The organism is Streptomyces sp. NPDC054770 (genome assembly GCF_053611985.1).
The window spans coordinates 44543-56816 of sequence record NZ_JBSHBL010000024.1 but is presented as its reverse complement, the minus strand read 5'-3'; the positions used below and the strand labels follow the sequence as shown (position 1 = coordinate 56816).

Here is a 12274-nt window from a genome sequence, read left to right as displayed (position 1 = left end):
ACGGGGTGAGCCGATGAAGGTCGTCATCGTCGGCGCCGGCGCGATCGGTCTCTGCTGTGCGTACTACTGCGCCAAGGCGGGCGCCGAAGTCACCGTTCTGGACCGCCGGACACCCGGGGAAGGCGCGTCAACCACCAACGCCGGGTGGGTGGTGCCCACGATGAGCGACCCGGTGCCCTCACCCGCCGCCGTGTCGAAGGCACTGCGCTGGCTGCTCAAGGCCGACAGCCCGCTGCACGTGGGAGTCTCGCTGAGCCCCTCCTGCCTGGCGTTCCTCGGCCGGATGCTGCTGGCATCGCGCCCCGGCCGGTTCGACCACGGCCTGCGGGCAACGGCCCGGCTGAACGAGGAGACCCGCGCGGCCTACGAGGAACTCGTGCGCGGCGGACTCGATTTCGACCTGCATCGCGACGGGGTCCTCTACGCCTTCCTCGACGCTCGCGCCGCGGCCGGGTACATCCCGCACCTGGAGGCGATGACGGAGTTCGGCAAACCGTCCCCGCGCATCGTCGACGCCGATCGGATCCGGGTGCTGGAGCCCCGACTGAGCGGTGACGTCAAGGCCGGCATCCTGTGCCCCGACGAACGCCACCTGGACCCGAGCCGGTTCGTCGCCGCCCTGGTCCTCAAGTGCCGTGACTTGGGCGTCGAGATCGTCGACGACGAGACGATCACGCACTTCGAGTGCCACGGCGACCAGGTGACCGCGGCCCGCGGCAGCCGGCGGTGGCGCGGCGACAGGTTCGTCCTCGCCGCCGGTCTGGACTCCGCGCGGCTGGCCGGATCGGTCGGACTCGACCTGCCCATGCAGGGCGGACGCGGATACGGGTACGACGTCGAGTGCACCGAACCGCTCACCCGACGGGCGATCTACCTGACCGACCACAAGGTCGCACTCACACCCCTCCCCGGCCGCCTGCGTGCCGCCGGGACCATGGAATTCGGCAGCGCGCACCGCCCGGTCAGCCACACCCGGGCCCGGGGCGTCGTCACCTCGACACGCCACTACCTCCCGGCCTTCGAGCCCGTTCCTGACGCACGGCCGTGGTCGGGGATGCGCCCGATGACACCTGACGGCCTCCCGGCCATCGGGCCGGCCTCCGAACGGTCGAACCTGACCGTGGCCACCGGCCACGCCATGCTCGGCATCACCCTCGCACCGGTCACCGGCCGGGCCGTGGCCGAGCTGACCACCGGCCCCCGGAGCGCGCCGGTGCCGCCGCTGCTGCACCCCTTCGCGCCCACCCGCTTCCGGCGCCGTCCGCACCGCCCCGTCGCACCCCCTCAGCCGCCCCACCTCCCGAAGGAACCGACAGGACCTCCGCAGCCGAACGCCACCGGCAGTCCATCGTGATCGACGGCTGTGCACCGCTCAACGCCCAAGGTGGCAGCCGGCCTCGGCCGGGCGGCGCCCTCCGCTCTACCGGCGAGCGGATAGCAAGGCGCGGAGCAGGTCGGTGGTTTCGCCCTGGAGGCGGGTGTCGGTCCCGGGGATCACGAAGCGGCGGGCCACGGCGCCGAGCATGAACGTCCGCATCGTGTGCCGGACACCGGCGAGACTGGGCCGGCTGAGCCCGGTGTCGGTGAACGCGGCCACCCACACCTCGTCAAGCTGCTGTTCCGCGGCCAGTGCGACCGGCGTGTGCGCGGCGACGAAGTCGGCGTCGCCGCGGTAGTGGACGAGCATCTCGTAGCCGGCCAGCGCGGCAGGACGGGTGTACGCCTCGGCCATCGTCCTGCCCCAGCCGGTGATCCGTCGGTCCAGCGGGACATCCGGACCGGGCGCCTCGCGGTACGTGGCCGTGATCTCCTCCCAGCCGTGTGTCACCACGGCGAGGTAGAGCCCTTCGGCCGAACCGAAGTGGTGCTGGACCGCTCCGCGCGTCACACCGGCCGCGGCGGCGATCTGGGCGGCGCTCACCGAGGCCGCACCCACGCAGTTGATGCACTCCACCGCCGACTCGATCAGCGTCGCGCGCGTGTACGCACGGCGCTCAACCTGAGTCCGCCGGGCCTTGACCGGTGGGTCTCCCATGCGTTTTCCCGCTCTCCAGCACTTACATTCACTCGCGAACGTACCGTACCAAACGGTCGCGGCGGCACTCTCGTGGTCGGCCGCGGAGCCGACACCGGGGCCGGCGCGGCGGAAAGGGCGTCGAAGGACGGTGCGCCCCGGCTCGCCCGGCGGGGCCGCCCTAGTCGTCGTCCGTGGACGCGTTCAGGTCGACGCCGGTCACTCCGTCGTTGCGGAACAGCTCCGCGGTCAGCCGGCTGATGTCGGCGGTGCCTTCGAGGGACAGCAGGACGCGTGCGGCCGGGTCGGTCTCGCCCGGCAGCCGATCGACCTTGACCTGGGTGAGGCGGAAGCCGCTGCGCGTACAGGTCTCCAGGAGCTGGGGTAGCAGGGCGGTACCGGTGCGGTAGGTCATGCGTAGTTCGTAGGTGGCTGCCGTGGCCTCGGGCATGAGGCGGCCGGCGAGCAGGGGATAGCCGCGGACCACGAGGAAGTGCAGGGCCGTGACGGCCATCGCGAGAAGCGGCAGCCCGCCCCCGCAGGCCATGCCCACGGCACAGGTGAGCCAGATCGTCGCGGCCGTGGTCAGGCCACGGACGGCGTCCCGTCGTACGAAGATCAGCCCGCCGCCGATGAAGCCGATACCGGAAACGATCTGCGCTGCCACGCGCGAGGGGTCGAAGGAGACGTTGTCCAGGCCGAGCACGTTGGTGAAGCCGTGCTGGGAGACTTCCATCATCAGCGCGCTGGCGATGCCGACGAGGGTATGGGTGCGCAGGCCGGCGCTCTTCTGGTGCGCCGCGCGTTCCCAGCCGATGAGGGTCGACAACAGCAGGGCGAGCCCCAGCTCGACCAGCTGACGCAGCCCTTGCCCGTTTCCCGTGTCCCACAACGGAGCCGCCATAGCGGACATGCACACCTCCAGCTACGGCTTCTACCCCGCTCACGGCAGCCATGCCGGCGACAGGCCACCGATGCCTCGGCCACCGCTGAAGCGTGTGTACGACTCGCCGCGACCGGGAAACCGGATCGCTCCGCGAGCTATCGTCAAAAGTCGTCTTAATGTCCATTATTGTGGCGTTTTTGGAGTCGCTTCTCGGCGGATGAGATGGAGTTGGGGCCGTGGCGTTCGCGGAGTCGGCCGGGGGCGAGCCGGTGTCCTCTCCCGGTGCGGTCCCGGAGCCCGGGCGACGGTCCTGGGCGCCGCTGCTGGCGGTGTGCGCCGGGTATTTCATGGTGATCCTGGACGTCACGGCCATCAACGTCGCCGTGCCGGTGATCGGCCGGCAACTGACGGCATCGCTCACCGGTATCCAATGGATCACCGATGGGTACACCCTGGTCTTCGCCGGGTTCCTGCTGACCGGTGGCGCGCTGGGCGACCGGCTGGGCAACCGCCGGATCTTCTGCTCGGGCGTCGCGGTGTTCACGCTGTCCTCGGCCGCGTGCGCGCTCGCGCCGAACACCCCGTTCCTGGTTGCGGCCCGGCTGGCGGAGGGGCTCGGTGCGGCTCTGATCGTGCCGGGTTCCCTGGCCCTGCTCCAGCAGGCCTACCCGGCGTCGGCCGCACGCTCGCGGGCCTTCGGACTGTGGGGTTCGATGGCGGGCATCGCGGCCGCTGCCGGCCCGCTGCTGGGTGGACTGCTCGTCTCCACGTTGGGCTGGCGCTGGGTGTTCCTCGTCAACCTGCCCGTCGGCGTGGCCTGCCTGGTCCTGACGATGCGGCATGTGGAACGCTCGCCCCGGCGCGCCGCCCGGGCCCTGGACTGGCCGGCGCAGTGCGCGGTGGTGGCGGCAGCGGCGCTGCTGACCGCGGCGCTCAACGAGGCCGGACGACGGGGCTGGTCCGATCCCGCTGTTCTCGCCGGGGTGGGTCTGGCCGTGCTGGCCGCCGCGGCGTTCGCGGTGCGCGAGCGGCTGGCCCGCTCTCCCGTCCTGCCGCCGAGCCTGCTGCGCTCCCGTGCGATGAGCGGTGGAGCCGCCATCGGCCTGCTGTTCAACTTCGGCTTCTACGGCATGGTGTTCACCGCCAGTCTGGAATTCCAGCACCAGCGCGGCTTCAGCGCCCTCGGCACCGGGCTGGCGCTGTTCCCGGCGGTGGCGATGACCATGTTCGCCTCCGTCCTGTCCGGGCGACTGACCCGCCGCACCGGCGATCGTCCGCTGGTGATCTCCGGCATGCTCCTGGCCGGCCTGGGGCTGGCCGGCTGGGCCGCGGCGGGCGCCGACCCCGCCTACCCGTTGCTGGTGGCCCCGATGATGGCCGCGGGATTCGGTACCTCCTTCGCCCTCACCGGTTCGACCGCCACCGTGATGGGCGCCGCGCCTTCGGCGTACTCGGGCGCCGCCTCCGCCCTGTTCAACACCACCCGTCAGATCGGCAGCGCCACCGGTGTGGCGCTCGGCGGCAGCCTGCTCGCCACGGCCACCGACTACAACACCGGCCTGTGCGTCAGCATGGCCATCGGCGCGCTCGCCTACCTGACCGCGGCAGGTCTCGCGTGGCTGTGCGTGCCGGCGATGCCGAAAAGGACGGGGGGACCTCGTTCGGATCACTGATGCCGAGGCGTCGCAAGACCTCCCGAAGCAGAACACGCCGCCTTGCTCGCTCTGGAGCACGTGCTGTCGACCGCGGACAACATCGTCGATGACCCACACCAATCCCCGGCTCGGCTGCTCGGCTGTCTCCCTCATTGGTTCGGGGGTGCCGTTGACCAGTCCCGCTCAGAGTTCGGGGACGCGTTCCACGGGAGGAGGTGTGCGGCTGTAGTGGGCTCCACCGGTGCCGTAGTGGGCGAGGTGCAGGGTTGCACCGTCGACCTGGAGCTCTGCCGGCGGAGGGTTGGAAACGGAGATCCGCGGGTGAGACCGGCCGTCGATGCGGACGGGTTCCCGGGGTTGGTTCCAGCTGTCCGCCCAGTTCCGGGCCCGCTCACGGGTCCACGGGTTCTGCAGGGTCAGCGGGGCGGCCGGGTCGTGCAGATAGCCGTTCAGACTGCGGACGAGAGCTTCGCTGTAGACACCCTTGACTCGGAAGTTCTCCAGGTCCTCCCCGCGTACGACCATGTTGACGTACCGGCGGCCGTTGCCTCGGTGCCGGCCCACCGCGGGCCAGCGCCGGCGTCCAGGGCCCCAGCGGAGGGGCGGGATCCACAGCAGGGCGCCTGCGGGGAAGTGCTTCGTACCGCGCTGGATGTCGAGGCCGCTCTCGCCGTGCGCGGTCTCGCGCGCCACGTTGGCCACCAGGCACCAGCCCAGCAGCCCGTCGGGCTTCTCTTCTTCAGTAGGTGCCGTGTCCGCCACGCCGAGAATTGTGAGGCACGGGACACGGCGCGAGCCAGCTGTTGTCAGCGCACGGCCGGAGACCTGGCGCTCCTGACGAGGCATCACGTGACCGTCGGCACCGGGCGCTTGTCCGGGCTCACGGCACCGACTTGTTGCTGTGTACGGACTGTTGCACCGTCACAGGTGGGCGGGGCACCTGGTGCGAGATCGGCTCCTGACGCGAAGGATGGTTCCGTCAGGAGTTCTACGTGGTGGCTCCGCTTCCCGAAGGGCTCGGGGACGGGGAGCGGTCTCCGGGGCGCTGCCACGGGCCGCCGTGGTCGCGTGGGCCGCCGCGGCCCATGCCCGGGAAGTCGCCCGAGAACGCGCCGGACGCGGTCGGCTTGCCGCCGTCGCCGCGGGTGCCGATCAGGAAGGCCGTCGCGTCCTTCTTCAGCGCGTCGGAGTCGCCCCGCACCTTGACGTCCGAGCCGACGGTCCATGTCCACGACGTGCCGTCGTCGCTCTTGACCGTGACCTGGTCGCCGTCCACCTTCTGGACCGTGCCCCGCTGCCAGACCCGTACCACGTACTTGCCGGTGTCCGGGTCCTTGACGGTGGCCTCGCCGTGCACGCCCATGCCGCCGCCCATGCCGAACCAGCCGTGCCCGGGTCCGCGGCCGTCCGGCGCCGAGGGCCGCGCCGACGGCGCACCGGAGGCGGCCGGGGGCGTCGCGGAGCCGCTGCTGCCGGAGCCGGCGGCGAACGCCACCGTGCCGCCCAGGGCGAGCGCCCCGGCGACGAAGGCCACGGTCACCGCGCGTACGCGGAACGACTGGCGGCGCCACAGGTCGCGCAGCGGCGCGCCCGGCTCACGGTCCGGTCCCGACAGGACTTCCGACGGGGCTTCCCACTCCGGGGCGGCGGCCTGCGGGGGGCGGTCGGGCATCGGAGGGATCGGGGGGATCGACGGTTCGGTTCCGTCGACGTCACGGCGGGGTTCCTGCTCCGGTTCGTGCGTCACGGCTCGCTCCCATCGGCGAACGGCACGGGGCATCGCGCGATGCATGCCTCTCTGTGAATTGTGGGAGTCCGCCGATAAGAACCTGGTAATCAGTTCCTGTGAATTCGATGAATCCGGTTACGGCAGCTCCTGTGCCCGCGCGATGAGCAGGGCCACGTCGTCGTGGTTGTCGGGGTGGTGCAGCTCCCGCAGCAGCAGGTCGCAGGCCTCCTCCAGCGGACGGGCGGGATCGTCGAGCAGGGACAGCAGTTCGTCCAGCCGTTCGTCCAGGGAGTGGGTGCGGGTCTCGACCAGGCCGTCGGTGTAGAACACCAGCTCGTCGCCGGGTTCGAAGTCGACGGTGGTGGTGGCGAAAGGGACCCCGCCGACGCCCAGCGGGACCCCGGTGGGCAGGTCGAGGAGTTCCGGCGGCCTGCCGGGGCGGACCCGGGCCGGGGGCAGATGGCCGGCGTTGGCGATCCGGCACCGGCGCAGATGCGGGTCGTACACGGCGTACACGCAGGTCGCGATGGAGTGGTCGAGGCCCGAGGTGGTCTTGTCCAGGTGTTCGAGGAGCACCGCCGGATCGAGGCCGAGCGCGGCCAGGGTGGTCGTCGCGGTGCGCAGCCGGCCCATCGTCGCGGCCGCGTTGATGCCGCTGCCCATCACGTCGCCCACCACCAGGGCCGTTCTGCCGCCCTCCAGCGGGATGACGTCGAACCAGTCGCCGCCCACCTCGACGGTGGCGCCGGCCGGCTGGTAGCGGGAGGCGACCTCCAGGCCGAAGGTGACCCGGGGATGCGTGGGCAGCAGGCTGCGCTGGAGGGTCAGGGCGGTGGTGCGGGCGCTCTGGTACCAGCGGGCGTTGTCGATCTGCACGGCCGCCCGCCCCGCCAGTTCCCGGGCCAGCAGCAGATCGTCGTCGTCGAAGGGCGCCGGATTGCGGGTGCGCCTGAGGTCGAGGGCGCCCAGCACCTCGCCGCGCGCGATCAGCGGCACGGCCAGATACGAGTGCACCCCGGCCCGGCCCAGCAGTACCGCGGCCTCGCCGGAAGGGGCGATCCGCGCCAGGTCCTCGTCCTTGACCTGCGGGACGACGACGGCCTCCCCGGTCCGTACGCACTTGGTGATCAGGTGGTCCGGCGCGTACCGGGCGACGGCGCCGGGCGCGTCGGCGGCCTGGACCGCGTCCGACTCCTGTCCCGCGCGTACGGCGAGTGGCCGGAGCACGGCCGGCTCGCCGGGGCCGAGCGTGCTGGGCCGGCCCTCGACCACCGTGTCCAGCAGGTCCACGGCCGCCACGTCGGCGAGCTCCGGCACGGCCACGTCGGCCAGCTCCCGGGCGATGCGGTCCAGGTCCAGGGTGGTGCCGATACGGGCCGAGGCGTCGGCGATCAGGGCCAGGCGGCGGCGGGCGTTCTCGGCCTCGACGCCGGCCCGGTACGGCTCGGTGATGTCCACCACCGACGTGGCCACCCCGAGCACGTTGTCCAGCGCGTCCTCCAGCCGGTAGACCGACACCGACCAGATGTGCTCCTCGTCCGGGTCGGCCGGGGTACGGCCCACCGCCGACTCGTCGATGACCGGCTCACCGGTCCGCAGCACCTGCAGGTACGCCGATTCCAGGGCGTCGGCGTCCAGCGAGGGCAGCACCTCGCGGATCGTCCGTCCCACATGCTCCTCGGCCGGGACGCCGTTCATCTGTTCCATGGCCGGGTTGACCGACACGAACCGCAGCTCCGTGTCGAAGACGGCCAGTCCGATCGGCGACTGCTTCACGATCCGCTCGGACAGCGCCACGTCCTGCTCCAGCCGGCGCACCGTGGACTGGTCGGCGGCCAGACCCAGCGCGAACACGTCGCCGCTGTCGTCCATGAGCCGCATGTTGCGGAACTCGACCACATGGGTGGTGCCGTCCTTGTGCCGGATCGGGAAACCGCCGGCCCAGCTCCGCCCGGTGCTCATCACGTCCGCGAACAGCTTGCCGACCAGCTCGATGTGGCGCTCGTCCACCATCAGCCGGGCCGCGTACTGGCCCAGCGCCTCCCGCGCCGAGTAGCCGAACAGCTCCTCCGCCTGCGGGCTCCACAGCACGATGCGGCCCTTGGCGTCCAGCACCACCGAGGCCACGCTCAGGACGTCCAGCAGCCCGCCCGGGCGCACCGGTCCGCGCACGGGCTCCCGGCCCCCCGGCGCCGAAGCCTCGGCTGGACTCATCGCACGCACCGCCTTCGAACCTCTGCACGGCACGTCGTCCCCCGTGCCGACTCCCCTTGTTCTACCGCGCTCACACCCGACTCTCCGACGCCGCCGCCGACTTTTCCACCATCTCTCAACAAGGCGGCATCCGTATGGCGAAGCGACCTGAGGGGCGGCAGGGGTGTGAGTTCACTTTCCCGTCCCGTCATTGGTCTGTACATGTCCGGCGGGCCCACGCCAGACTGACCGGCGCACGCGCGTCCCACCCCCCTGATACCGAGGAGTAGGCTTCCATGCCCGCGTCCACCCGGCAACGTTGTCGCGCAGGCCTGACCGCCCTGGTCGCCCTCGCCACCACCATGGTCCTCGCGACCGCCGCCCCGGCCTCCGCCGCCGACACCTGGACCGAGACCGGCTCCGACCACGCCGATGCGCTCACCGAGAGCCAGGGCCTGACCTCGGTCGAGGTCCCGGCCAACAGCCCCAACCGGTACACCGGCATCGGCACCATCCCCCTCAGCGTCTCCAGCCGCGGCTGGAACCACGTCGGCGACCCCGACGAGTCCTACGACGGCTACTACGTCGAGCCCTACCAGGCGGACTCCGGCACCGCCAAGATGTACCGGGTGCAGGCCCCCGACGGCACCTGGTCGGAGTACGTCCACACGCTCGCCCCCGGCGAGGCCCTCAACAACTCCTGGTCCGCCATCACGCCCGACAGCCAGTACATGCTCTCCGGCGAGTACGGCACGATGACCCGCTTCCTGGTCTTCCCGACGCCGGGCGCCAACAGGAGCACCTCGCCGTCCGCGAACCTCCCGCTCGCCTCCGTCGTCAACCTGGACCACGCCGTGCGCGACGTGCAGGGCTGCGACTTCTCCAGCGCCACCACGCTGCTGTGCTCCTCGGACGACCCGGACGGCAGCCTCTTCGGCTACACCAAGCCGCTCCTGCAGATCGACCTGTCCGCCCAGCCCGGCTCCGCCGACGTCACCGGGCATGTCACCGCGCTGCGCCAGCTCCCGCTGCGCAGCTCCTGCTCGGGCACCTTCGAGGCCGAGGGCATCGACTACGACCGGCGCACCGGCACCCTGCGCGTCATCGTGATGTCGCCCAGCATCTGCATCCTCACGGACAGCAAGACCTACAAGTTCACCCGGAGCTGACCCCTCCGCGGCTGCTCCCGACGGGTGGTGCACCGCCCGGGAATCGGTGCTTTTCTGTTGGCATGGCGTGGTTCGCGGGGGAACCCGTGGTACCGCGCCATCGCCATGAGAGGAGCGATCACGATGGTCCCTGAGCGACTGCACGAGGAACCCGTCTCGCTGGAGATCAGCGGATGCAACAAGGAGGACGCCCGGATCGTGTTCGACGCGCTGCGCCAGTGCTTCGAGTCCGACCGCGCCGCCGAGGACGTGCCGCAACAGCTCCATGAGACCCGCCCGATGGTGTGGCTCGGCACGTTCGAGGTCACCGACACCCATGAGTGCACCCCGCCGCCCCGGCTCTCGGCCACGGTCGAGGCCGACGCGCAGGGCGGCTACTGGGCGATCAGCCGGCTCCATACGACCCTCGACTCCCTGTTCGCCGTACGCAACCTGTCCTCCGCCTCGGGCGACCAGGAGAGGGAACTGCACGTCCTGCTCGAAAGCCGGTGACAGGTGATCTGAGACACGTCACACCGGAGCCTTTCTGCAACTAGTTGCATAATCCGTGCGCGGTCCTCTACAACTACGGTGACGACACCGCGCACGGAGGCCCCCATGAGCCGTTACCCACACCTGCTGCAACCCCTCGACCTCGGCTTCACCACGCTGCCCAACCGCGTGCTCATGGGCTCCATGCACGTGGGCCTGGAGGAGGCCGAGCGCGGCTTCGAACGGATGGCGGAGTTCTACGCCGCCCGGGCCCGCGGGGGAGTGGGCCTCATCGTCACCGGCGGCATCGCGCCCAACGACGAGGGTCGGCCGTACGAGGGCGGCGCCAAGCTCACCACCGAGGAGGAGGCCGAGCAGCACCGGGCCGTCACCGAGGCCGTGCACCGCGAGGGCGGCCGGATCGCGATGCAGATCCTGCACTTCGGCCGGTACGCCTACCACCGCGACCTGGTCGCCCCGAGCCCCCTCCAGGCCCCGATCAGCCCCTTCCCGCCCCGCGAGCTGACCGACGCCGACGTCGAGCGCACCATCGAGGACTACGTCCGCGCCGCCCGCCTGGCCCGGCAGGCCGGCTACGACGGCGTCGAGATCATGGGCTCCGAGGGCTACCTCATCAACGAGTTCATCGCCGCCCCGACCAACCGGCGCACCGACCGCTGGGGCGGCTCGTACGAGAACCGGATGCGGTTCCCCGTCGAGATCGTCCGCCGGGTGCGCGAGGCCGTCGGCGACGACTTCATCATCGTCTACCGGCTGTCCATGCTGGACCTGGTCCCCGGCGGGTCGACGCTGGACGAGGTGATCACCCTCGCCAAGGCCGTCGAGGCGGCCGGGGCGACCATCATCAACACCGGCATCGGCTGGCACGAGGCCCGCATCCCCACCATCGCCACCTCCGTGCCGCGCGGCGCCTACACCTGGGTCACCAGGAAGCTGATGGGCGCGGTGTCCGTCCCGCTGATCACCACCAACCGCATCAACACCCCGGAAGTCGCCGAGGAACTGCTCGCCGAGGGCTACGCCGACATGGTCTCCATGGCCCGCCCGATGCTCGCGGACCCCGACTTCGTCAACAAGGCCGCGGCCGGCACGCCCGAGGCCATCAACACCTGCATCGGCTGCAACCAGGCCTGCCTCGACCACACCTTCGGCGGCAAGATCACCTCCTGCCTGGTCAACCCGCGCGCCTGCCACGAGACCGAACTGGTCCTCGCCCCGACCCGGCTGAAGAAGCGCGTCGCGGTGGTCGGCGCAGGACCGGCCGGCCTCGCCTGCGCGGTGTCCGCCGCCGAACGCGGCCACGACGTCACCCTGTTCGACGCCGCGAGTGAGATCGGCGGCCAGCTGAACGTCGCCCGCAAGGTCCCCGGCAAGCAGGAGTTCGACGAGACCCTGCGCTACTTCCGCCACCAGCTCGACGCCCACGGCGTGGACGTACGCCTGAACACCACGGTCGAGCCCGAGGACGTCACCGGCTACGACGAGGTCGTGGTCGCCACCGGCGTCACCCCGCGCACCCCCGACATCCCCGGCGTCGACCACCCCCGCGTCCTCGGCTACCTCGACGTGCTGCGCGACGGCGCCCCCGTCGGCGACCGGGTCGCGATCCTCGGCGCCGGCGGCATCGGCTTCGACGTCGCCGAGTACCTCACCGACGGCGGCGACAAGGCGAACGAGGACCCGTCGACGTACTTCAGGCACTGGGGCGTCGACCTGGACTACCGGGGCCCCGGCGGGCTGACCGCCCCCGAGCGCCCGGCGCCTCCGCGCACCGTCCACCTGCTCCAGCGCAAGACCGGCAAGGTAGGCGCCGGACTCGGCAAGACCACCGGCTGGATCCACCGCACCGAACTCAAGCACCGCGGCGTCACCATGGTCCCGGGCGTGCGGTACGACCTGATCGACGACGCCGGACTGCACGTCACCGTCGACGGGGAGAGCACGGTCCTGGAGGTCGACACCGTCGTGCTGTGCACCGGGCAGGAACCGCGCCGGGGCCTGTACGAGGAGCTGGTCGCGGCCGGGTGCAGCGCGCACCTCATCGGCGGTGCCGACATCGCCGCCGAGCTGGACGCCAAGCGGGCCATCAAGCAGGGCACCGAGCTGGCCGCCGCCCTGTAGCGGCCGTCCCTAGGA

The 12274-nt window shown here is 71.4% G+C and carries 10 protein-coding genes; 5 read left to right on the top strand and 5 right to left on the bottom strand.

Going from position 1 to position 12274, the window contains the following annotated elements:
- Positions 1 to 13 precede the first annotated feature (13 nt).
- Positions 14 to 1354, top strand: coding sequence for an FAD-dependent oxidoreductase (locus ACWGKQ_RS21920; RefSeq protein ID WP_453293614.1), 1341 nt, complete (start codon positions 14 to 16; stop codon positions 1352 to 1354).
- 66 nt (positions 1355 to 1420) lie between these two features.
- On the opposite strand, the gene ACWGKQ_RS21915 is transcribed toward ACWGKQ_RS21920, so the two are convergent.
- Together ACWGKQ_RS21915 and ACWGKQ_RS21910 are read right to left on the bottom strand one after the other, a co-directional pair.
- Positions 1421 to 2035: a TetR/AcrR family transcriptional regulator gene (locus ACWGKQ_RS21915; RefSeq protein ID WP_453293613.1), complete on the bottom strand. Its 615-nt coding sequence runs from the start codon at positions 2033 to 2035 to the stop codon at positions 1421 to 1423.
- A 160-nt stretch (positions 2036 to 2195) separates the two neighbouring features.
- The gene (locus ACWGKQ_RS21910; protein ID WP_453293612.1) at positions 2196 to 2927 is read right to left on the bottom strand and encodes an MgtC/SapB family protein; all 732 of its coding nucleotides are present in this window, start codon (positions 2925 to 2927) and stop codon (positions 2196 to 2198) included.
- A 209-nt stretch (positions 2928 to 3136) separates the two neighbouring features.
- On the opposite strand from ACWGKQ_RS21910, the gene ACWGKQ_RS21905 reads away from it, so the two are divergent.
- Positions 3137 to 4573, top strand: coding sequence for an MFS transporter (locus tag ACWGKQ_RS21905; RefSeq protein ID WP_453293611.1), 1437 nt, complete (start codon positions 3137 to 3139; stop codon positions 4571 to 4573).
- A gap of 165 nt (positions 4574 to 4738) precedes the next feature.
- On the opposite strand, the gene ACWGKQ_RS21900 is transcribed toward ACWGKQ_RS21905, so the two are convergent.
- From ACWGKQ_RS21900 to ACWGKQ_RS21890, 3 genes are all read right to left on the bottom strand, one after another.
- The gene (locus tag ACWGKQ_RS21900; RefSeq protein ID WP_453293610.1) at positions 4739 to 5317 is read right to left on the bottom strand and encodes a hypothetical protein; all 579 of its coding nucleotides are present in this window, start codon (positions 5315 to 5317) and stop codon (positions 4739 to 4741) included.
- 226 nt (positions 5318 to 5543) lie between these two features.
- Positions 5544 to 6227 (bottom strand): hypothetical protein, encoded by a 684-nt coding sequence (locus ACWGKQ_RS21895; protein WP_453293609.1) that lies wholly within the window; start codon positions 6225 to 6227, stop codon positions 5544 to 5546.
- A gap of 192 nt (positions 6228 to 6419) precedes the next feature.
- Positions 6420 to 8498, bottom strand: coding sequence for a SpoIIE family protein phosphatase (locus ACWGKQ_RS21890; protein ID WP_453293608.1), 2079 nt, complete (start codon positions 8496 to 8498; stop codon positions 6420 to 6422).
- Positions 8499 to 8773: 275 nt separating this feature from the next.
- On the opposite strand from ACWGKQ_RS21890, the gene ACWGKQ_RS21885 reads away from it, so the two are divergent.
- The 3 genes from ACWGKQ_RS21885 (at position 8774) to ACWGKQ_RS21875 (ending at position 12259) form a co-directional block, all read left to right on the top strand.
- Positions 8774 to 9646 carry a hypothetical protein gene (locus ACWGKQ_RS21885; RefSeq protein WP_453293607.1) on the top strand — a complete coding sequence of 291 codons (873 nt, stop codon included), beginning with the start codon at positions 8774 to 8776 and terminating at the stop codon, positions 9644 to 9646.
- Positions 9647 to 9769: 123 nt separating this feature from the next.
- Positions 9770 to 10138: a hypothetical protein gene (locus ACWGKQ_RS21880; RefSeq protein ID WP_453293606.1), complete on the top strand. Its 369-nt coding sequence runs from the start codon at positions 9770 to 9772 to the stop codon at positions 10136 to 10138.
- A gap of 105 nt (positions 10139 to 10243) precedes the next feature.
- A complete protein-coding gene (locus tag ACWGKQ_RS21875; RefSeq protein WP_453293605.1) occupies positions 10244 to 12259 on the top strand; it encodes an FAD-dependent oxidoreductase in 2016 nt (671 codons plus the stop codon).
- The last annotated feature ends 15 nt before the right edge of the window (positions 12260 to 12274 follow it).